Origin of the sequence: Polynucleobacter sp. AP-Kaivos-20-H2, assembly GCF_018882215.1 — a bacterium.
GTDB lineage: Bacteria > Pseudomonadota > Gammaproteobacteria > Burkholderiales > Burkholderiaceae > Polynucleobacter.
On record NZ_JACVOX010000001.1, the window covers coordinates 240,868 to 260,690 of the forward strand.

Genomic DNA, 19,823 nt, shown 5'->3' on the forward strand with positions numbered 1-19,823 from the left:
TATAAAAGCCAAAATCGTGTCTTATCCAATTTATGAAACTTCATGTACTGAGTGATTTGCATCTAGAGTTTGCTGACTTTACCCCTACATCAAATACGGCAGATGTTATTGTTCTGGCGGGTGATATCGGCCTTCGCGCGGAAGGTGTAACTTGGGCCAGGAAATCTTTTCCGGATCAAGAAATTATTTATGTGGCTGGCAACCATGAGTTCTATGGTTCTCAGCGTTCTCATGTCATTGAGGACATCCAAAATACATGTGCAGAAAACGGCATTCATTTCCTAGATGACGATGGGATTGAGCTTCATGATCCCCAATCAAATACTCCCGTCCGTTTTTTAGGGGCTACGTTATGGACGGACTTTTTATTATTTGGCGAAGATCTTAAATCTAAATGCTTATCGTATGGCGAGCTTTACTTAAATGACTTCCGAAGAATCCGTGACGGAGGCAGAAATTTTTCTCCAAAAAAGTCTATCCAATTGCATGAAAAGTCACTGGCTTGGCTGCAAAAAGAATTCGAGAATCCGTTTGATGGCAAGACGGTAGTGGTTACCCATCACCTACCTTCAATGCTATCGGTTGCACAGCGCTATAAGCCCGATCTACTATCCGCCTGTTTTGCCTCCGAGTTAGCCCATCTCTTTGGAAGAATGTCTCTATGGATTCATGGGCATACGCATGACTCCTGTGATTATCAAATGAATGGCACTAGGGTGGTTTGTAATCCTCGCGGTTATGTGCGTTCTAACCATGCTGAGAACCCAGCATTTAATTCATCTTTAATAATTGAAATCTAGTTACCCATCACACGCTTCATAATGAGAGCTTAGTTTTTGGCTAGTGTCTTGATTAATTCAGTGCTGCAAATATCATCGATATGCCTATAGGCTAGAGAGATTTCTTCGATTTGATCTGCAGCAATTCCAAGGTTTTCGAAGTGTGTTTTCCATTGCCTAGTTACTCGCCATACACGATCGATAATGTCGCTTGCTTGCTGCGCGGATAGGCCAAAGCGCTCTTTGGCACCATAGGCATTATCTAGTGTGGCCAATTTACCTTGTGGTCCAACACCTAGATGTTGATAACGCTCACTTGCAATGACTGCATGAGGCATCACGTCATAGAGTGGACTCAGGCTCCAGCCTTTAAGCGCATGGCTCCATAAGAATGCATGATTGCGTAGATGATCATCATCGTTACTAACAAAAATATTAAAGATCATGCGTGTATATAGTTCTTCAATATCAGCTTTGACTGTATGAACCACGCAATATCTGCGGATGGCATCCGCAATATCCATATAGCTTTTTGTATTGGATTCTGATTCGTGACAGGTAACTAAGGTGAGGGCGCTAACGACATGATGACGAATTTCTACTGGCCGAGCAAAAGCAGTCCAAGAGCGATCAAAGCGTTTGACCATCAACACTTTTTTCTTGCCAACTTGTTCCAATTGAGTTTGCGCTACATTAAGACCGGCTAACTGCGCAAGTTTGAGTGTGGCGTATTCAATGCTCGGCACATCTAAAGCGCCATCATTGTTGCCTGGAAACTTGGCCATCCATAAAATGTTTTCATCATCGCGCACACTTGCCTTAGGGCGCATGCCCCCAAGACCGCTACCCACAATCAAAATTCTGGATAGTGCTTCTGATACTGGCAAGCCCGCCTCAATCTTTTGCGCACCCTCGAGTACGTATGACAGATTGTGAATACTTTCGTGAGCAGGGCGCTCCTCTTGATCTAAAGAAGATCGAATGTCTAAAGCTCCAACACGATCACTGCCCGCTTCGAGTAGATAGGTTGATTCTGGAAGGCTATTGGCTGGAACCTTAAGCCTAGCTTCAATCACTCTTCTTCCCCAAGAATCAGGAGCAGCATCCCGAATTCCACCAAAAGCCTCTAAGCCGTTAGGTGGAATGAGGCGTTTACCTTTGATCTCACTTTTACTCCTAAGGCTAAGAGCGACTGGATCCACTTCTTGTGCGTTGCTCCTATCTAAGTAACGCAAGCCATAAGCAAATGAAGAGGCAATAAGTCTTGAGCCTTCCTCATCTACTTGCAGTTGACCTGCTGGTACAAATTCACCATCAAGATTGGCAAAGACAAAAAGATCCTTAGTGGTATTGGCCATCAGAAATCAAGCGCTTTCATTTCCGCTGCACTTAAATCACGCACGCGTTGTGGACGTGAGCGACGCTCTAAAGCAATGATCGCAGGATCATCTCCGCTTAAGAGTTGCAATAAGTTCATGCCTGGAGCGATTGCATCTAAGTAACGCAGGAGCGCACCAACGGCTACGCCAGGATCACCCTTTTCAATGCGCTGGGCAGTAGCGCGAGATAGGCCGGCACGGATTGCTGCTTCACCTTGGCGAACACGACGCGCAAGACGCAAAGAAACAAGGCATTGCGCTATTTCAGCGGATTGGCCAAGCTGCTTTGATGCTAGGGTCAGTTCTTGATCTACGCGCATAGTTGCCTCATGCATTTTGTTAAGTATGAGGCGTTAATATACCTGTTTATACGCCATAGGTCAATAAATATGACTCATAAATGAGTCTTTAAGTGTTTTAATGATTTATTTATAAGTCATTTAATGGTTTACAGTAGAAAATTTAGACTTGTAATTCCGTCAAAGGGACACCTCTTTACCGGACAGATTCTCCATGCGTTTTTCTATAAAGTCCTCCCAGTCGGTCATCAAGCAAACCCGTTTTTCCTAATGACTATTAGTTAAAGCCGTTGACCGCCTGCATATAGCCTTGAATATATTGTGGTGGTAAAAAGAGTTCAGTCTTAATTCCTGATTTGGAAGAAACGGTCAGGATGAAACCCTTCTTCATCTTATCTTTGAGGAATGCCTCAGGTATTTGAATAGAGACCACTTCTCTAAAGATGCAACCTCTATCACCACAAGCACCAGCTTCTCTACCTACAACTTTAAATGTAGTGCTAGGTGTGTTTTCTAGTATTGCAGAGTCGTAATAACGCCATTGTGAAAAATACGTTAGTTGCGCGTTGAGCTCATAAGTCTTTGCGCCTTGCTTTGGTTGCTCGGCTCTAAGGCTAAACATTTCATAAGTATTGGCTTCATCCATCGTGTTGATAGGAGGGCCCTGATAGGTTTTTCCACCAGTTGCAGAATTTGGCGTGATGATGGTCGAGTGATAGACATCATTAATTTCCCAGCCACTAATTTTTTTATCATTTTGGTTGCAGGCAAGAAGGCCGGCACTAATGGCAAGTAATAAGACGATTCGGTAGATGATGCGTTGCATATAAAGCTCCTAGATAATCACCAAATCATACTATCCCTTGGTGTAGAGCTTGATTTCTGGGATTTAGACGTATTTCCCGGTCAGGCCGCCATCCACTACCAGCTCAGTGCCGGTGATGTAGGAGGCAGCATCTGAGACTAAAAAGGCACAAGCATGAGCCACATCCCATGCTGTCCCAGAGCGACCCATAGGTACCTGGCGGTCACGCGCAGCCCGGGCCTCATCTAGGCCATTTTCAGAGAACATCTTGGCAACGGTATTAGCAATCCGAGGAGTATCGATTAGGCCTGGAACTACCGTATTAGCCCGAATTCCTTTATCCACATATTGTTGAGCAATCATCCGAATAAATTGGGTATTAGCAGCCTTGGTAACGCTGTAGGCTAGGTGAGGGTAGCCAAGATAGCGCATACCAGCGACCGAAGAGATCGCAATGATGTTGCCAGTACCGCGTGCCACCATTTCAGGCAATACTTCTTGAGCTGCTAGCAATAAGCTCCGCACATTGACCTTGTGAATGCGGTCAAAATCTTCAGCGCTGGTTTCCATTGGTCCGCCAACTTTGCCAATGCCCACGTTGTGGTGCAGAACATCAATAGGACCAAATTGTTTACGTGCTTCGCTAAAAAGTCTTTTCACATCCTCTTCTTCAGAAACATCTCCAACAAAAGTCTGCGCTATACCGCCTTCATCCAGAATGATCTTGGTAGTTTCTTCTGCGGAAGCTTGATCTCGATCGACTACACAGACCTTTGCACCTAAGCGAGCATAGGTAACACATGATGCTCTACCAATACTCCATCCAGGACCTGCAGATCCGCCACCAGAGACGAAGATTACTCGATCAGTGAGATCTGTTGGCAAACCAGGAGGATGATTACTTTCCATTTATTGGCTCAGTCCCACTGTCATGCCGCCACAAACATAAACAACCTGACCAGTAGTAAAGCCGGCGCGATGATCAAGTAGTGAAGCGGCAATATGAGCCACTTCCTCTGGTTGGCCAATGCGACCAAGCGGCACGCTATCTAAGATGCGTTGCGTAGCAGGTACGCCAGGAGGGTTGGCACTCTGAAAGAGCTCAGTTGCTATCGGGCCTGGTCCAATCGCATTAACCGTAATGCCATCATTTGCGAGCTCTAAAGCCAAAGTGCGAGTCAATCCCAGTAATCCTGCCTTAGAAGTCGCATACGAAATACGCTCTTCTTTACCCAAAGCAGCACGACTAGCAATATTCACAATGCGACCAAAATGAGCGGCTTTCATAGTGGGAAGTAAGGCTTGCACGCAAATAATGGCAGCCGCGACATTCACATTCATGACCGCTTGAAAATCTGCAATCGTAGTCTTCTCGATTGTGGCGGGGCGCACGATTCCTGCGTTATTGACTAAACGAGTGATTGCAAATTGAGACGCTATCTTGGCTAATGCATCACGCAAAACTTTTTCATCTGAAACATCTACTTTGATGAAGGTTTCATGCTTAGCAATATTGCCAGGGACTTCTTTATCAAGGTTAATTACATGCATGCCATCCGCAATCAGGCGCTCTGATATCGCACGCCCGATGCCGCGGCTAGCGCCAGTGACTAATACGCATTCCCTGGTTGATTTGACTTCAGAAACCATTATTAGCCAATCTTATTGGCGCCATCCACAAACGGAATGGCATGTTCAATCGTGTCCCAAATAAAGCGACCAGATGGGCTTTGTTGCTCCTCAACAATATGGGCCACTAAGCCAGCAGAGCGGGAGATGACCGCAAAGCCACGCATCACAGCTGTAGGAATGCCAATCTCACCTAATAGGGCGGCAACCGCACCAGTGGCATTAATCGTAATGGGGCGACCAGCCACTTCATCCACTGCTTTAGATAGGGTCTCAAGAGCTCTAATGTGATCACCTTTGAGTTCTTTCTCAGCACGGCCCATGTCTAATAGTTTGTATGCTCGTGGATCTAACGGCTTATGCAGGTGATGTCCAAAGCCAGGAACAGCACCTTTAATGCTCTTGTAATGATGCGCAATGGAAAGAGCTTCAGCGTATTGGTCTTTGGCGGCAATGATGCGATCAAGCAAGGCGGAACAATTTTCCATTGTGCCAATAAAGGAGCTGCCAACAGCAAGTAAGCCTGCAGAAACTGCGCCTTGAAGGTTCTCTGGGGCGCTCATATAGATCAAGCGTGTGGCTATTGCACTCGGCGTTAAACCATGCTCCATCAACACAATCAGCACTACGTCTGTAATGCGAATATCAACACCACGAGGCTCTCTACCTAAAATCTGCATCAACATCACTTCGGTAAATGTTTTCTTGCCCATCAAATCTTTCACTAAATCTGCATCGCGATAATGCAGGCTAGTCAGGGTATGGGTGCATAAGCCAGTGATAGGAGTTTTTTTGTCAGTCATAGTCTATAAGTATTCAATATTGTCTAGGCAGGAGTTTGAAGTTTTTGAATCACAGCACTCTTAAGAAGCTTGCCCACATTGGAGCGTGGCAAGCTCTCATAGAAATGGACGTGCTTAGGAGTTTGTACTGGCCCCAATAAATTGCGAACAAATGCAATCAGTTCTGCTTCATCCGCTTTTTGTCCAGGATGTAATTGGACGGCAGCTTGAACAGTTTCACCCCACTTTTCGTCGGGGAGGCCAAAGACAAGGCATTCGTGAACGGCAGGGTGCTGACTTAAGGCGTTCTCAACATCCACTGGGTACACATTAAATCCGCCAGTAATCACGATGTCCTTAAGGCGATCCTTGAGATACAAAAATCCACGTTCATCAATTAGGCCGCGATCACCAGTATGAAGCCAGCCATCGATAATGGTTTCAGCAGTCTTTTCAGGCATGCGCCAATAGCCACTCATCAGCAGATCACCTCGGGCAACCACTTCACCGATTTCACCGGTAGGTAATAACTTTCCTTCGGGAGACATGATGGCCACATCACTAAACCAAGTGGGTCTGCCAACAGCTGCCCAGTTGTTGGGATCTTCAAAATCCTCAGGCCGCATGACCGTCAAAATTTGCGGCGCTTCGGTTTGACCATAGGTCGTACCCAATACTGGGCCAAAGAAATCACGCACCTTACGCACTTGTTCTGGAGGCATTGGCGCGCCGCCATAAATCAGCCTGCGTAACTTTGGAAAATCGTTTCTAGATGCATTGGGTAATGCCATCAACATATAAACAAGGGTTGGCGGCATAAAGCAGACAGTGCCGCGACGCTCACGAAACGCAGTTCTCACCACTTCAGCTCCTGCACCATCCATAATCACATGACAACCACCTTGCGCCAAGATCGGAACAATATAGGTAGATGTGCCATGCGTAATCGGAGCGGCAACAACATAGCGCTCATGCTCATCAAATCCCCATACCTGAATCTGATTGCTGATGTTTGCCATCCAAGCGCGATAGGGCTGCATTACACCCTTAGGAGCCCCAGTAGTGCCACCGGTAAATTTAATGGCCTGAATTGCATCTAGGGGTAATTCAAAAGAAGGTTGCGGCGCATCTTCATGCAATTGAATTAATTCGTTCATACTCCGCGCAGAAGCATCAGAGTCAGTGCCTGTATAAACCCATGCCCCTGCAGCGCCTTTAAGTAATGCTTGATTAGTGGCATCCAAAATCACAATAGAAGGCTTGGTGACATTAACAATACGCTGAATCTCAGGGTGGGTGCTCTTAGGGTTCAGTGGTACCCAGACCTTGCCACAAGCCAAAATAGCTAATAAGGCAGTAATGTGATCAGCGCTATTACCAGCACATATAGCAACACGACTCTGAAGGCTGGGGTCTAAAGCTGTGAGTCCTGCGGATAAGGCTTTAACGCGCTTCGCTAGGGTGGCGTAATGAATCGGGCCACTCGGTGTATCAATGGCAATGCGATCGGGCCAACGCTGTGCGGCCCTCCAAAAAAAATCAATCGGAAACATAATGAGTTATTCGGCTTTAGCGCCGGAAGCCTTTACAACATCTCGCCAGCGTTTAACTTCGGTTGCTTCAAATGCAGCCATTTTTTCTGGTGAACCAGGCTCTGGTGTTGCGGCTAACTCTTGCATGCGCTGACGCACCTCAGGTGAGTTAAGTGCTTTATTCAGAGCGGCATTTAGTTGTGTGATGACTGGTTTTGGAGTTCCGGCTGGGGCGACTAATGCAAACCAAGACTGCACATCAAAACCGGGATAGCCTGATTCAGCAATAGTTGGAACATCTGGCAAAAATGGGGAGCGTTGGGCGCTAGTCACAGCAATCGGACGAAGTTTTCCGGCCTTAATATGAGGTAATGCAGAGGGTGCGTTGTCAAACATGGATTCCACTTGACCGCCAAGCAAATCCGTTACTGCAGGAGCGCTACCTTTATAAGGAATATGCAGCATTTGAATTTTTGCTTGCATCTTAAACATTTCACCGGAAAGGTGAATAGATGAGCCGCTACCAGAGGAGGCAAAGGTTACGCCATCTTTCGCATCCTTAGCGTAGCGCACGTATTCTGCAAGCGTTTTTACTGGAAGATTTGGGTTTACTACCAAAATATTCGGGATCTTGGCAATCATGCCGATCGGCTCAAAATCTTTAATCGGGTCATAGCTTAGGTTCGGATAGAGCGTGGCGTTAATCGTATTCGCAATGGAAAAGGCGTAAAGCGTATAGCCATCTGCAGGTGAGCGAGCCACAATTTCTGCGCCAACGTTGCTATTGGCGCCTGGGCGGTTTTCTACCACGATAGATTGACCTAAGGTATTGCCCATGCCAACTGATACCAAGCGGGTTAATACATCGGTTGCACCACCAGCGGAATAGCCAACAATAATTTTGATGGGTTTGGTAGGCCAGGCAGCGTTAGATTGCGCTAGGGCCGGAATTGAAGCGGCCGTGATGAGGGCAGCAAAAACAGTCAGCAAGCCTTTTTTGGGCGTGAAATGTAAAGACATAGATCTCCTTCAATTGGTAGGGTGCTTTAAGACAGTCTTAAGAAGCCCCAATTTCTTATTTATTCAGTATTTATAACACCAAAGCGGCTTAAACACCCCAATAAGGCTGCAGTCAAGGCAATCCCAAATCCCTTTTATTAGGGTATCTCATTACTAAATTATTACACTTCACAACTTCACAACTTCAGAAGTTGTGATATAGTGTTGGTACTGGGAGATGAAATGAAGAGACAGGTACCGAAAACACATCAAGCCTTGGAGTGGGTGGGGAAGGGTATGACCGCTGCTCAAGCGGCCAGAAAGATGCAGATTTCAGAATCCAGTGTGTATGCCGCCCTTAGAAAGACAAAGGCGAAAGAAGTGGGTTGTTGTCCAACGTGTGGTCACAAAATAAGGAACTAAGATGAAAAAGACTCTATTAGCAGCCGTAACAATCTCTGTTGCTGCATTCGCTTATGCGAATACATCGCCGTCAGATTCTTCTGAGTTAGTAAATCAGCAGTGCAAGATATCTGCTGAAGCGGTATCCACTTTGAAGGGTCTTCGTTACGGCAATACTGCAATCCGCAAAGATGTATCTACATTAATTAATGCCAGCCTTAAGACTCCAGAAAATCGCGAGCTGGCGCAGAAGACCTTGAACCTCATGGTTGACGATAAGACAGCTGATACACGGGGTTTAGAGGGTAAGTACTGCTCTTAAGGAGTTCAGTCTGATTTTGTAAGGTGGCACATAACGCTGAATGTCCTGATTGTGGAAATATGCGGGCATTGTTTAATCAGTGTCCGCATTGCGGTTCTGTCAATTTTCCTATCTTGAGCTCAGATACGATTGAGCTCAATATTAAGCAAGATGGGCCATATGTTGAAGAGGCGTTAGAGCGGCTGACCGACTATTTACGCAAGTCTTTAGAGGTTGGGATTAAAGCCATTGTGTTGATTCATGGATATGGATCAAGCGGTGAGGGTGGTCGAATTAAGTGGGCTATCCATGATGCGCTCGAAAATAACCGTTACTCCGACAGGGTTGACGAATACCATTTTGGCGAAGATGTAGCTTTTGGCAGTGAGTCCTACCATGCCCTGCTCAAACGCCGTCCTGGTCTGAAGCGATATCTCAAGCGATTTAAAGAGGGTAATGCTGGCATGACAGTTTTATTGCTGGGATCTCAGGCTAGAAGTGCTTAGAATAGGATTATTGGTATTAATGCCTCATCTATTAGGAATCCATTTCCATGACTGCTAAGAAACTCGAACATTCAGATTCACATGATGCCAAGCAAGTTGGCGCAGAAAGTCTCATCGGCGAATTCAAGGCCTTGATGGCTGATGCTGAGGCTTTGATTAAAGCGACAGAAGACCATCCAGGCGCTGCCGTCACATCTATTCGTAATAAAGCATTAGAAACTATTGCTGGTGCCAAAGAAAGCCTCTCAGGTGTTGAGGGCAAGATGCTTGATAAAGCGAAGGTAGCAGCTGAAGGCGCAGATGATTTCGTGCATCGCAATCCTTGGGAGGCAGTGGGTGTTGCAGCTGGCTTAGGTTTGCTGATTGGCTTATTCATTGGACGCCGCTAGTTCTCTATGTCACAAGAAAACTTACTTTCCTCCATCAAAGGTCTTGCTTCTACCGGAGTATCAATAGCCCAAACCCGCTTAGAACTATTATCGCTTGACGTTCAAATCGCTAGAAGTAAATTCATCAGTTTGCTGGTGATGATTATTGGCGCCTTATTCTTCTTGTTCTTTGGCTTGGTCATGCTGGCATTGCTAATAGTGATTTATAGTTGGGAGACGGATCGAATGATGGCGCTCGGTTTACTAGCTGGAGCATTCCTATCTATTGGGTTAATTTTGACCCTCTTAATTACCCAGTCATTACGCAAGATGCCAAGATTGTTTGAGGCTTCAATTACTGAGTTGGCCAAAGATCGCGAAGCCCTTTCAAAATGAACGCCAAACTAGAGGTTCTAGAGTTGCGCCAACGTGAGCTAATGCTTCAGGCAAGTCGTGAGCGCAAAGAGTTCGCTGAACATTTTGAGGCTTGGGAAAAGCCACTCTCATGGGCTGATAAAGGGGTTGATGCCGTCAACTTCTTGAGGAGTAATCCGATTCTATGGACCACTGCATTTGCAGCGTTAGCGCATTACAAACCTAAGCTTGCAAATAAGGCTCTTGCAGTAGGTTGGGGCGCCATGAAGGTCATCAAGAGTGCTAAAAATCTCATTTAGATTTTTAATGCAGACTGATGTTGAATGTCAGATTGATTTAATAGGTCATTGCCATTTAAGAAGGTAATTTCTAGCAAAGTAATTGCGCCACTGACTTCAAAGCCGGCATTACGAATTAATTTGTCAGCAGCAACTAATGTTCCGCCGGTGGCCAGAACATCGTCAAGCAGCAATACTCTGGCATCTTTAGGTAGAGTGGATTGCTGAATCTCTAAGGCGTCATTGCCATACTCCAGGCCGTATGCTTCACGATGGCTTGCCAAGGGAAGTTTGTTTGGCTTTCTGGCTAACACTAAACCTTTATGGGCATAGTGGGCTAAAGCAGAGCCAAAAATAAAGCCGCGGGATTCGATGCCCAAAATGTGAGTGTAATTAAATTGCTGTGCAATCTCATTTAGCTGACGAATGGCTTCCTTAAAGGCGGCTGGATTAGCTAATAAAGGGGATATATCTCTAAAGAGAACACCTGGTTTTGGAAAATCAGGAACCCCTGGTAGATAATCTAATAAATTCATCACAATCCAATATGAAAACAGAACTCCTTATTATTACCGCATTAGAGTCCGAGCTCAAGCGTGAGTCCCTCCCAAGAGGCGTAGAGATTGTGTATTCGGGAGTTGGCAAAATTAATGCTGCCATGACTTGTATCAAAGCAATACACCAATACTCACCAAAGAGAATATTGAACTTTGGTACCGCAGGAAAAATCAAGCCAGAATTGAGCGGCTTATTGGAGATAGGTAAAGTTATTCAACGCGATATGGATGCTGAGCCATTGGCGCCGCGCGGCAGCACTCCTTTTTGCACCCGTCCACAAGAATATCTTTCTACGGGGAATTTTCTGTGCGGCTCTGGAGATAGCTTTGTGACTTCTTATGATTCTTGGTTGCATAGCCAAGGTGTAGATGTAGTAGATATGGAGTTGTTTGCGATTGCTGCAATCGCACATGAACATCAAATACCTTGGCAGTCATTTAAATACATCACAGATGAGGCCAATGAAGACTCTGGGGAACACTGGCAGGCAAAAGTTCATCACGGCCAAGAGCTCTTTTTAGCGGCTTTGAGTCAGGTTCTTGCAGACTATTCCTAGTTAGCCGTTTCCGTAATTTGAGTAAAACGACCATAATTCACCCTAAATAAGGGTTTAAACCTCTCAGGCTCTTGATGATTGCGGCTGAGCCGCGCCGGCAAAATAAGTGCTTGTGTTATAAAATTCATTGACTAGTCAATTAGTTTTATGAAAAACACCAGACCTGCACCATCATCCTTCTATACCCCAGATAATTACACCCCCCAGGGCAGTGTTGCTTATTTGATGTTGCGTAATAAATCAAGCTATCAACGCCTAGGTGATTTGAAGCTGGCTGATCTTGGTATTACCGCAGCGCAGATGAGCGTGTTGCTCCTTGTTTCACATTCTGAAGCAGCTACGATTTCTTCCTTATCGCAAGCGTTGGGAGTTAATGCCGCAGCAACTGTGCGCGTGGTTCAAAAACTGGAAAAGATGAAACTCATACAAAAAGTACCCTCCAAAAAGGACGGACGGGTAATTGGCCTGTCGCTCACTGCTGCCGGAAAGAAGGCTGCTATATCGATTCCACCACTGTGGTGCAATCTATTGAATCAGTCATTAAATGGTTTCACGCAAAAAGAATTTGAGCAATTGCGTGATTTCTTATTGCGAATTGAAAAAAATAATTTACAGCAACTAGAGGTGATCTCATGAGGCGCTTAAGTTGGGTTTGTAGCTTAGTCCTAATAACTTCTATAGGCTTGCTCCTATCGGCTTGCGCCTTTTTTCCTAGACAGGCGTTACCTGAGCAAACAGCGAAACCTATTGGCGTGCTTGAGCCAAAGCTGGGTGCACAGGACAATATTAATAACAGCAGCACCAATCCTATTGAAGATTCTTGGTGGAAGGCATTTGGTGATCCCCAGTTAAATCAATTGATTCAACTGGGGCTTAAGCAGTCTCCTAGCCTGGATACATCAGGCGCAAGGTTAGTAGCAGCCCAAGCGATGTTAGAGAATGAAAGGGCGGTATTTATTCCTCAGGTAAGTGTTGGAGGTCAGGTTGATCGACAACAACTTTCACAAAATTATATTTTTGTGCCTGGCATGCCTATTTACACTGGATACGGACTAGCCAATGCATCACTTAACTGGTCTCTGGATATTTGGGGAAAGCAAAAGAAGTATTTTGATGCCGCCAAGAACCAGGTACTTGTTGCTCAAGCAAATTACAAAGCATCAGAACTTCTTCTGTCGACCACTATTGTGCGTGTTTATTTTGACTATGACCATATGGTTCAGGCTCGAGAACTTTATGCGAGAGAGCTTGAGGTCAGAAAGAATTTACTGCGCATTGCCATTGACCGCCAACACGCTGGCCTAGTTGATGCGTTGACAGTAAATCAACGCAAGGTAGAATTAGAGTCCGCTCAGGCTAATGTAAATCAGTCTAACTTGAGTGTGAGGATGATGCAGCATCAACTTGCTGCGTTGGTTCAGGAGGGCCCATCCTGGGGTGAATCGCTCAAGGCCCCCTCTATTCAAGCAACCAATCTTAGTCTTCCCGAAGTTATCCCATCCGATCTATTGGAGCGCAGGGCTGATTTACAGGCGCTCTTAAGTCAGATTGATGTAGCAAAGCTGCAATTAGAAGGTGCAAAGTTAGAGTACTTGCCGGACGTGAATCTTGCAGGTTTCATCGGAGTTCAATCATTTGGCTTATCTCAACTCTTTTCTAGCAGAAGTCAGCAATTTAGTATCGGCCCTGCGATAAATCTGCCAATTTTTGATGGCGGCCTGACTGATGCCAATATTACTGGCAAAGAGGCTAATCGAAACCAAGCAATTGCCTCATATCAGGAGCAACTTGTGCAGGCCTTACGTGAAGTCGCCGATGGCATTGGATCTGTGAAGAATGCACAGGCCAATTATGAGAGCTACGCTAATGCCGAGATGGGTGCCAAGCGAAATTTTGAAATTACGCGCAGTAGAAGCGAGGTTGGAATTGCCTCAAAAGAAATGGCTCTAACGGTGGAGCAGGCCTATCTTTTGCAGGGGCAAAACTATGCAGATGCCAAAGCCAAAATGTTGACTGCGAATGTAATGCTGGTTCAGGCCTTAGGCGGCTCTTATCTTCAGTCTAAATCTAAAACTCAAGCGAAATAAAACGGACAAACTCAATAAGTATTTCACTCAGAATATTCATGGACACTACTACAAACAATGGCAGGTTTAATCGACCAAAAGCTTTCAAGATCCTTTTTGCAATCTTGATAGGCATCTTTCTTTTAGGGCTGCTTTACTGGCTTATTTTTAGCCGTAACTCAGAATCTACTGATGATGCATATGTATCAGGATCGCAGATTCAGGTTGTATCTCAAATAGAGGGGGCCATTGCTACTGTCAATGTTTCTGAAACCCAATCTGTCGAAGAGGGCCAAACCCTCTTTAGGATTGATCCTACAGAGGTAATGATTGCTTCAGAAAAAGCGGATATTGATTTGCGTAATGCGGAGGCAGATTACCAAAAACGTAAGGCCTTACAAGGCGATGCCAGTGTGTCTAAAGAGGAGCTGGAGCATTCCCACTTGGCTTTGCTAAAAGCGATGGCTAATGCACGCCAAGCCTACATTAATCTACTTCGAGTTGATGTCCAAAGTCCAGCTAAAGCCACAATAGCAAAACGGTATGCTCAAGTTGGCCAACGTGTAGCTCCAGGCACTCAACTGGCAATGATGGTTGCTGGCGATCACATTTGGGTTGATGCTAATTTTAAAGAAGACCAGCTTAAAAATATTCGCATTGGACAGTCAGTCAAATTGGAGTCTGATATCTATGGCGGAAAGATGGAATTTCATGGGAAGGTCGTTGGCTTTGCCCCTGGAACAGGCTCTACTTTGGCTCTCTTGCCACCTCAGAATGCCACGGGAAATTGGGTAAAGGTAGTGCAGCGTTTACCCGTGAGAATCGCGCTTGATAGTAATGAGTTAAATAAATACCCTTTAAATATTGGCTTATCAATGAATGTCAAAGTTGATACCAGCAATCGCGATGGTAGTTCACTACAAGCGATGGATAAAGGTCCGATTAGTGACACAACTATTTATCAAAAGCAATTTGATAAGGCTGAGCGCCATATTCAGTCTTTATTGACGAAATCTAAGAAACCATAATTAGTCCTCATGAGTGCGCCTGAGCTAGAACCCCTCAAGGGATATAAGCTGGTACTTGGAACCTTGGCTTTTGCCTTGGGTTCCTTTATGAACGTTCTCGATATGTCTATTGCAAACGTTGCATTGCCAACGATTGCAGGCGATTTTGCTATTAGCCCCACTCAAGGGACTTGGGTTATTACTTCCTATGCAGTTAGCGAAGCCATCTTCTTGCCATTAACCGGTTTTTTAGCCAAGAGAATTGGTGAGGTGCGTCAGTTTATCTTTGCCACGATCTTATTTACCGTAGCATCAATGCTTTGTGGCTTAGCGCCATCTTTTGAGGTATTGGTCATCTCGCGCATTTTGCAGGGCATCGTTGGCGCCTCAATGATTCCGCTTTCTCAAACCTTAATTATGAAATGCTACCCGCCTGCTAAGCAGGGAATTGCATTAGGTATTTGGGCAACCACAACTATAGTAGCGCCTGTTTTGGGGCCCTTGATTGGTGGTTGGTTAACCGACAATCTGGTGTGGCGCTGGGCTTTCTATATTAATTTGCCATTTGGAATTTTGGTTGCTGTGATGGTCTATTGGTTGTATGGCGCTCCAAAGCCTGAATCTACTAAAGAGAAAATCGATTTAGTTGGCATAGCTCTGCTGGTTGCTGCTGTAGCTTCGATGCAAATTGCTCTAGATAAAGGCAGCGAGTTAGATTGGTTGTCATCATCATTTATTGCAACTTTAGCGGTAATCTCTTCTGTATCTTGGGTCGCCTTTGTTCTCTGGGAGTTGGGAGAAGAGCATCCGATTGTGGATTTACGCTTATTTAAGCTGGTTAACTTTCGTACCTCTGCCATATGCTTGGGGGTAGGATCTTTCGCCTTTTATATCTATATTGTGATTGGGCCTTTATGGCTACAAACGCAATTAGGCTACACCGCATTTAACTCTGGCAAGGTCATGGCAATCACTGGCATATTGGCTTTATTTTGTGGCCCTTTATTTGGAGCCAATATCCATCGCATTGATGCGAGAATCATTGCCACCATTGGATTTGCTGCCATGGCTATTGGGTGCTGGATGGCGGCAGCCTTTACAACTGGCGTCGACGAAAAAACGCTAATGCTTGCTCGGCTCATTATGGGGGTGGGGATTGCTGGATTCTTCATGCCGATGTCTGCAATCTCCATGTCGCAGTTACAGGGGAATCAAATTGCTTCTGGTACGGGCATATCCAACTTCCTAAGAAATGTAGGTGCTAGTGTAGGAACAGCGGTTGCTACTACGCTATGGCAGGACAATGCGATTCGACAGCATGAGAACCTCATGAGTAATATTCAGGCTGGGAATCTTGCATATCAACAATTTATTGATACCGCCACCCAACTTGGTATGACAGAAATGCAGCGATTTGCCTTGATTGATAACTTGGTTACATCTCAGGCCTACATGCTTTCAACCAATCAGCTAATGCTATTGGCAGGACTCATTCTGGTGGCGCTGATGCCCCTAATTTGGTTATCTAAACCTCCATTTGGATCGGGCCTTGTCGGCCATTAATGAGGCTTTAATGCTGCGTCATCATTAGGGATTCTACCGAGATGCTCTGAACACAGCTCCTATGAAAGGCTGCCTATCAATCCAAGCATTTTTTTTGAGTGGAGGCTAAGATGTAGATATGAATGGCATAAGCACAACCCAGAATCCAGGGTGGCACGATAAGCGCTGGCTTTGGTTATTGAGCCCAACTATTCCATTTGCTTTTACCGCTTCTATTCTGGCGTTTGTGTTGACGGGTCAGTGGCTTTATTTGCTTTTTGCCCCAGCCATCATTCATATCGCCATACCAATCTTAGATCTGACTTTTGGTGAAGACTTTAGCAATCCTCCAGAATCCGCCGTCGACAACTTAAATGCAGATTTCTTTTATCGTGCTTTGGTCTGGCTTTATGTCCCGTTTCAACTCATTGGAACAGTCTATGGAACTTGGCTGGCGGCGACTCAATCTTTAGATTGGTATGCCTACGTTGCCTTGGTATTTACAGTGGGATCCACCAATGGTATTGGTATTGGAACCGCCCATGAGCTAGGACATAAACAAGAATCTATTGATCGATGGCTTTCTAAATTGGCATTAGCCTCCAGTATGTATGGCCACTTCTTTGTAGAACATAACCGTGGCCATCACAAACGGGTGGCAACACCAGAGGATCCTGCTAGCGCCCGGATGGGAGAAGGTTTTTGGGTATTTCTGCCGCGCACTGTATTGGGTAGCCTATATTCAGCATGGGAATTAGAGCGAGAACGCTTAAAAAGAAAAGGTAAGGGCGTTTGGAGTATCCAGAATGAAAATCTCCAAGCTTGGTCTCTCACCATTCTCTTGTATGGTGCTCTCATGCTTTGGTTGGGATGGGCAGCCCTGATCTTTCTTGCCCTTCAGGGCATCTACGCTGCCTCCATGTTGGAGGTTGTGAACTATGTAGAGCACTACGGACTATTGCGTCAAAAAGATCAAGATGGTGAGTACGTGCGCTGTGCACCAGAGCACTCTTGGAACAGCAACCATATAGTTGGAAACATTTTGCTGTATCACCTACAGCGTCATTCTGATCATCACGCACATCCAACTAGACGATATCAAGCGCTGCGACATTTTGATAAAGCACCGCAATTACCGGGTGGGTATGCATCTATGATTACTTTGGCGTATTTTCCGCCCCTCTGGTTCGCCTTAATGGACAAGCGTGTGGTGCGTCATTACGCTGGAGATATACATAAGATCAATATTCAACCGTCTGCTAGATCACAGCTGATGAATCGCTGGGCTAATAAATCATGAAGCCTCAGGCCTTTGATTACATCGTCGTAGGTGGCGGGTCTGCTGGTAGCGTGATGGCAGGGCGGCTTAGTGAGGATGCTGGCACTAGCGTTGCATTGCTTGAGGCTGGCGGTAAGGGCGATAGCTGGGTCGTGAAAACACCTGCGGCTGCAGTCGCCATGCTACCCACATCAATTAATAATTACGCCTTTCAAACGGTAGCTCAGAAGGGCTTGAATGGCCGTCGAGGATATCAACCCAGAGGTAAGTGTTTGGGCGGTTCTTCAGCAATTAATGCCATGATTTACACCAGGGGTCATCGCGCTGATTACGATCATTGGGCGTCTCTTGGCAATGCAGGTTGGTCATATGATGACCTACTGCCTTACTTTAAGAAAAGCGAAAACAACACCACCATTAAGAATCAATTTCACGGGAATGATGGCCCATTATCTGTATCGAATCTACAGTCTCATAATCCTTTTCAGAAAATCTATTTGAATGCAGCCAAGGAAGCCGGCTTTCCGGTTACAGAAGACTTCAATGGCGCCGAACAAGAGGGTTTGGGGATTTATCAGGTTACCCATAAAAACGGTGAGCGCTGGAGTGCGGCGCGTGGCTATTTACACCCCCATATGGGTAAACGGACAAATTTAAATGTGCAAACCGGGGTTCAGGTTGAGCGTATTTTGTTCGAAGGTAAGCGCGCTGTGGGCGTGAGCTATACGCAGGGTGGTAAACAGCACATCATGCGCGCTAATAAAGAAGTCATTCTATGTGCTGGCGCCTTCCATTCACCTCAATTGCTTATGGTTTCAGGAGTTGGCCCCAAAGATCAATTAAGTCAATTTGAAATACCGCTAGTTCATGAGCTTCCTGGAGTCGGTCAAAATTTACAAGATCATCCAGATTTTATTTTTGGCTATTCCGCAGATAGTCTTGATCTGATCGGCGTTTCTCTAGGCGGTACAGTTAAATTGACTGGTGAAATTATCAAGTATGTTCGTTCACGCGAAGGCATGATTGCCACCAACTTTGCAGAGGCGGGCGGCTTCCTTAAAACAGATCCCGGCCATGATGTACCAGACGTGCAATTGCATTTTGTAGTTAGCTTAGTGGAAGATCATGCCCGTAAATTACATATGGCCCATGGCTACTCATGTCATGTATGCGTTCTGAGGCCTAAGAGCCGGGGACAGGTAACGCTAGCTAGCAACCGTATGCAAGATGCACCATTAATTGATCCAGCTTTCTTGGCTGAAGAAGAGGATTTGGAAACCCTAGTTAAAGGTTATAAGCTGACCAAACAACTAATGGATGCCCCCTCGTTTACTAAGATACGTAAAAAAGATGTCTTTACGCCTAATGTAAAAACAGATGATGACATTCGGAAGATTATTCGGGAGCGGGCTGATACGGTCTATCACCCAGTGGGCACCTGCAAAATGGGCCATGATGCAATGGCGGTAGTTGATGCAAACCTAAAAGTTCATGGCATGGAGGGATTAAGAGTGGTTGATGGCTCAATCATGCCAACCTTGATCGGAGGCAATACTAATGCCCCCATCATTGCCATAGCCGAAAAAGCAGTAGACCTGATCCGAATGGGTCGCTAATCTAAACCTTCAAAATTAGCGGCACGCTTTTCTAAAAAAGAAGTGAGAGCTTCTTTAGCTGCAGGACCATGAAGTCTATCAATAAAGAGTTTGCCCTCAATATCAATTTGATTGAGTACTGCAGTCTTCAGGGCGCCATCCTTTAACAAAGACTTGGTTCGAGATATCGATCCCGAGGAAAGGGCGGTGAGCTTTTGAGCTCTTTGCTCCGCATAAGGCAGCGCTGATGGCTCTGTGATTACTTTATTTACAAAGCCAATTTGCTTAGCATCATCAGCGCTGATAGGTTCTCCAAAAAGTAATATCTCTGAAGCTCTTTGATGACCAACGAGGCGTGGAAGCAATAAAGAGACGGCACCTTCTGGAACCAAGCCCAAGGAAACAAAAGGAAAGATGAAGCGCGCATCCTTTTGGGCGTAAACCAAATCACAGTGAAACAATAATGTTGCACCAATGCCAACCGCAACTCCATCAACTGCTGCAATTAAGGGTTTGGTTAATCCTGCAAGCACCTTTAATAAGTTAATCGGTGGGGCATCTTCATGTGTGATGGGTGATTTCATGAAATCAGCAATATCATTCCCGGTTGAAAAAGCATTGCCAGCCCCAGAAATCAGCATTACCTTTACTTGGGGGTTTTGATCCCCATCAGACAGTATCTGCGTAAGCTCGCGATACATCGTGTTGGTGAACGCATTCTTTTTCTCAGGACGGTTTAGTAATATCTTCAGAATGCCGTCTACTAGCTGATGATTAATCATATGG

At 45.5% G+C, this 19,823-nt stretch carries 23 protein-coding genes; 13 read left to right on the top strand and 10 right to left on the bottom strand.

Annotated elements, in window-relative coordinates:
* The first annotated feature begins 32 nt into the window (after positions 1–32).
* Complete coding sequence (locus ICE89_RS01195; RefSeq protein ID WP_216264351.1) at positions 33–800, top strand: metallophosphoesterase; 768 nt, start codon at positions 33–35, stop codon at positions 798–800.
* A 29-nt stretch (positions 801–829) separates the two neighbouring features.
* Here ICE89_RS01195 and ICE89_RS01200 read toward each other — a convergent pair whose 3' ends face one another.
* The 8 genes from ICE89_RS01200 to ICE89_RS01235 form a co-directional block, all read right to left on the bottom strand.
* Positions 830–2,137 carry a type II toxin-antitoxin system HipA family toxin gene (locus tag ICE89_RS01200; RefSeq protein ID WP_216264352.1) on the bottom strand — a complete coding sequence of 436 codons (1,308 nt, stop codon included), beginning with the start codon at positions 2,135–2,137 and terminating at the stop codon, positions 830–832.
* Complete coding sequence (locus ICE89_RS01205) at positions 2,137–2,493, bottom strand: helix-turn-helix transcriptional regulator (RefSeq protein ID WP_251373155.1); 357 nt, start codon at positions 2,491–2,493, stop codon at positions 2,137–2,139. The genes ICE89_RS01200 and ICE89_RS01205 overlap by 1 nt, the downstream gene beginning before the upstream one ends.
* Before the next feature lie 241 nt (positions 2,494–2,734).
* On the bottom strand, positions 2,735–3,283 hold the full coding sequence (locus ICE89_RS01210; RefSeq protein WP_216264353.1) for a hypothetical protein: 549 nt from the start codon (positions 3,281–3,283) through the stop codon (positions 2,735–2,737).
* A 63-nt stretch (positions 3,284–3,346) separates the two neighbouring features.
* Entirely contained in the window at positions 3,347–4,171 is an 825-nt protein-coding gene (locus ICE89_RS01215; protein ID WP_216264354.1) for an SDR family NAD(P)-dependent oxidoreductase, read from the bottom strand.
* Positions 4,172–4,912, bottom strand: a complete 741-nt coding sequence (locus ICE89_RS01220) for an SDR family oxidoreductase (protein ID WP_216264355.1) — start codon at positions 4,910–4,912, stop codon at positions 4,172–4,174. It lies immediately after the preceding gene.
* 2 nt (positions 4,913–4,914) lie between these two features.
* Complete coding sequence (locus tag ICE89_RS01225) at positions 4,915–5,694, bottom strand: citryl-CoA lyase (RefSeq protein WP_216264356.1); 780 nt, start codon at positions 5,692–5,694, stop codon at positions 4,915–4,917.
* 23 nt (positions 5,695–5,717) lie between these two features.
* Positions 5,718–7,226 (bottom strand): class I adenylate-forming enzyme family protein, encoded by a 1,509-nt coding sequence (locus tag ICE89_RS01230; protein ID WP_216264357.1) that lies wholly within the window; start codon positions 7,224–7,226, stop codon positions 5,718–5,720.
* Between the two features lie 6 nt (positions 7,227–7,232).
* Positions 7,233–8,225, bottom strand: coding sequence for a tripartite tricarboxylate transporter substrate binding protein (locus ICE89_RS01235; RefSeq protein ID WP_216264358.1), 993 nt, complete (start codon positions 8,223–8,225; stop codon positions 7,233–7,235).
* A 403-nt stretch (positions 8,226–8,628) separates the two neighbouring features.
* On the opposite strand from ICE89_RS01235, the gene ICE89_RS01240 reads away from it, so the two are divergent.
* Genes ICE89_RS01240 through ICE89_RS01260 form a run of 5 tightly spaced genes read left to right on the top strand, consistent with a single transcriptional unit; the run spans position 8,629 to position 10,455 of the window.
* Positions 8,629–8,928, top strand: coding sequence for a hypothetical protein (locus tag ICE89_RS01240; protein WP_072582336.1), 300 nt, complete (start codon positions 8,629–8,631; stop codon positions 8,926–8,928).
* Between the two features lie 59 nt (positions 8,929–8,987).
* Positions 8,988–9,413 (top strand): Smr/MutS family protein, encoded by a 426-nt coding sequence (locus tag ICE89_RS01245; RefSeq protein WP_216861929.1) that lies wholly within the window; start codon positions 8,988–8,990, stop codon positions 9,411–9,413.
* Between the two features lie 47 nt (positions 9,414–9,460).
* The gene (locus ICE89_RS01250) at positions 9,461–9,802 is read left to right on the top strand and encodes a YqjD family protein (protein ID WP_216264360.1); all 342 of its coding nucleotides are present in this window, start codon (positions 9,461–9,463) and stop codon (positions 9,800–9,802) included.
* A gap of 6 nt (positions 9,803–9,808) precedes the next feature.
* Positions 9,809–10,177 carry a phage holin family protein gene (locus ICE89_RS01255; protein ID WP_072582339.1) on the top strand — a complete coding sequence of 123 codons (369 nt, stop codon included), beginning with the start codon at positions 9,809–9,811 and terminating at the stop codon, positions 10,175–10,177.
* Positions 10,174–10,455: a YqjK-like family protein gene (locus ICE89_RS01260; RefSeq protein ID WP_072582340.1), complete on the top strand. Its 282-nt coding sequence runs from the start codon at positions 10,174–10,176 to the stop codon at positions 10,453–10,455. Before ICE89_RS01255 ends, ICE89_RS01260 begins: the two co-directional genes overlap by 4 nt.
* Here ICE89_RS01260 and ICE89_RS01265 read toward each other — a convergent pair.
* A complete protein-coding gene (locus ICE89_RS01265; protein WP_216264361.1) occupies positions 10,452–10,970 on the bottom strand; it encodes an adenine phosphoribosyltransferase in 519 nt (172 codons plus the stop codon). The genes ICE89_RS01260 and ICE89_RS01265 overlap by 4 nt on opposite strands.
* Before the next feature lie 11 nt (positions 10,971–10,981).
* Here ICE89_RS01265 and ICE89_RS01270 point away from each other — a divergent pair, with 11 nt between their 5' ends.
* The 7 genes from ICE89_RS01270 (at position 10,982) to ICE89_RS01300 (ending at position 19,058) form a co-directional block, all read left to right on the top strand.
* The gene (locus ICE89_RS01270; RefSeq protein WP_216264362.1) at positions 10,982–11,548 is read left to right on the top strand and encodes a 5'-methylthioadenosine/S-adenosylhomocysteine nucleosidase; all 567 of its coding nucleotides are present in this window, start codon (positions 10,982–10,984) and stop codon (positions 11,546–11,548) included.
* Between the two features lie 147 nt (positions 11,549–11,695).
* The gene (locus tag ICE89_RS01275; RefSeq protein WP_072582343.1) at positions 11,696–12,184 is read left to right on the top strand and encodes a MarR family winged helix-turn-helix transcriptional regulator; all 489 of its coding nucleotides are present in this window, start codon (positions 11,696–11,698) and stop codon (positions 12,182–12,184) included.
* Complete coding sequence (locus tag ICE89_RS01280) at positions 12,181–13,635, top strand: efflux transporter outer membrane subunit (RefSeq protein WP_216264363.1); 1,455 nt, start codon at positions 12,181–12,183, stop codon at positions 13,633–13,635. Before ICE89_RS01275 ends, ICE89_RS01280 begins: the two co-directional genes overlap by 4 nt.
* 38 nt (positions 13,636–13,673) lie before the next feature.
* On the top strand, positions 13,674–14,642 hold the full coding sequence (locus ICE89_RS01285) for an efflux RND transporter periplasmic adaptor subunit (RefSeq protein ID WP_216264364.1): 969 nt from the start codon (positions 13,674–13,676) through the stop codon (positions 14,640–14,642).
* 9 nt (positions 14,643–14,651) lie between these two features.
* The gene (locus ICE89_RS01290) at positions 14,652–16,184 is read left to right on the top strand and encodes a DHA2 family efflux MFS transporter permease subunit (RefSeq protein WP_216264365.1); all 1,533 of its coding nucleotides are present in this window, start codon (positions 14,652–14,654) and stop codon (positions 16,182–16,184) included.
* Positions 16,185–16,302: 118 nt separating this feature from the next.
* Positions 16,303–17,463 carry an alkane 1-monooxygenase gene (locus ICE89_RS01295; protein ID WP_216264366.1) on the top strand — a complete coding sequence of 387 codons (1,161 nt, stop codon included), beginning with the start codon at positions 16,303–16,305 and terminating at the stop codon, positions 17,461–17,463.
* Complete coding sequence (locus ICE89_RS01300) at positions 17,460–19,058, top strand: GMC family oxidoreductase (protein ID WP_216264367.1); 1,599 nt, start codon at positions 17,460–17,462, stop codon at positions 19,056–19,058. Before ICE89_RS01295 ends, ICE89_RS01300 begins: the two co-directional genes overlap by 4 nt.
* Here the strand turns inward: ICE89_RS01300 and ICE89_RS01305 are convergent.
* Positions 19,055–19,819 (bottom strand): enoyl-CoA hydratase, encoded by a 765-nt coding sequence (locus tag ICE89_RS01305; RefSeq protein WP_216264368.1) that lies wholly within the window; start codon positions 19,817–19,819, stop codon positions 19,055–19,057. The genes ICE89_RS01300 and ICE89_RS01305 overlap by 4 nt on opposite strands.
* Positions 19,820–19,823: the final 4 nt, after the last annotated feature.

Bases quoted from the DNA above. Each gene is read 5' to 3' on its own strand.
- ICE89_RS01195 (WP_216264351.1), top strand. From the start codon at position 33: ATGAAACTTCATGTACTGAGTGATTTGCATCTAGAGTTTGCTGACTTT.
- ICE89_RS01200 (WP_216264352.1), bottom strand. From the start codon at position 2,137: ATGGCCAATACCACTAAGGATCTTTTTGTCTTTGCCAATCTTGATGGT.
- ICE89_RS01205 (WP_251373155.1), bottom strand. From the start codon at position 2,493: ATGCATGAGGCAACTATGCGCGTAGATCAAGAACTGACCCTAGCATCA.
- ICE89_RS01210 (WP_216264353.1), bottom strand. From the start codon at position 3,283: ATGCAACGCATCATCTACCGAATCGTCTTATTACTTGCCATTAGTGCC.
- ICE89_RS01215 (WP_216264354.1), bottom strand. From the start codon at position 4,171: ATGGAAAGTAATCATCCTCCTGGTTTGCCAACAGATCTCACTGATCGA.
- ICE89_RS01220 (WP_216264355.1), bottom strand. From the start codon at position 4,912: ATGGTTTCTGAAGTCAAATCAACCAGGGAATGCGTATTAGTCACTGGC.
- ICE89_RS01225 (WP_216264356.1), bottom strand. From the start codon at position 5,694: ATGACTGACAAAAAAACTCCTATCACTGGCTTATGCACCCATACCCTG.
- ICE89_RS01230 (WP_216264357.1), bottom strand. From the start codon at position 7,226: ATGTTTCCGATTGATTTTTTTTGGAGGGCCGCACAGCGTTGGCCCGAT.
- ICE89_RS01235 (WP_216264358.1), bottom strand. From the start codon at position 8,225: ATGTCTTTACATTTCACGCCCAAAAAAGGCTTGCTGACTGTTTTTGCT.
- ICE89_RS01240 (WP_072582336.1), top strand. From the start codon at position 8,629: ATGAAAAAGACTCTATTAGCAGCCGTAACAATCTCTGTTGCTGCATTC.
- ICE89_RS01245 (WP_216861929.1), top strand. From the start codon at position 8,988: ATGCGGGCATTGTTTAATCAGTGTCCGCATTGCGGTTCTGTCAATTTT.
- ICE89_RS01250 (WP_216264360.1), top strand. From the start codon at position 9,461: ATGACTGCTAAGAAACTCGAACATTCAGATTCACATGATGCCAAGCAA.
- ICE89_RS01255 (WP_072582339.1), top strand. From the start codon at position 9,809: ATGTCACAAGAAAACTTACTTTCCTCCATCAAAGGTCTTGCTTCTACC.
- ICE89_RS01260 (WP_072582340.1), top strand. From the start codon at position 10,174: ATGAACGCCAAACTAGAGGTTCTAGAGTTGCGCCAACGTGAGCTAATG.
- ICE89_RS01265 (WP_216264361.1), bottom strand. From the start codon at position 10,970: ATGAATTTATTAGATTATCTACCAGGGGTTCCTGATTTTCCAAAACCA.
- ICE89_RS01270 (WP_216264362.1), top strand. From the start codon at position 10,982: ATGAAAACAGAACTCCTTATTATTACCGCATTAGAGTCCGAGCTCAAG.
- ICE89_RS01275 (WP_072582343.1), top strand. From the start codon at position 11,696: ATGAAAAACACCAGACCTGCACCATCATCCTTCTATACCCCAGATAAT.
- ICE89_RS01280 (WP_216264363.1), top strand. From the start codon at position 12,181: ATGAGGCGCTTAAGTTGGGTTTGTAGCTTAGTCCTAATAACTTCTATA.
- ICE89_RS01285 (WP_216264364.1), top strand. From the start codon at position 13,674: ATGGACACTACTACAAACAATGGCAGGTTTAATCGACCAAAAGCTTTC.
- ICE89_RS01290 (WP_216264365.1), top strand. From the start codon at position 14,652: ATGAGTGCGCCTGAGCTAGAACCCCTCAAGGGATATAAGCTGGTACTT.
- ICE89_RS01295 (WP_216264366.1), top strand. From the start codon at position 16,303: ATGAATGGCATAAGCACAACCCAGAATCCAGGGTGGCACGATAAGCGC.
- ICE89_RS01300 (WP_216264367.1), top strand. From the start codon at position 17,460: ATGAAGCCTCAGGCCTTTGATTACATCGTCGTAGGTGGCGGGTCTGCT.
- ICE89_RS01305 (WP_216264368.1), bottom strand. From the start codon at position 19,819: ATGATTAATCATCAGCTAGTAGACGGCATTCTGAAGATATTACTAAAC.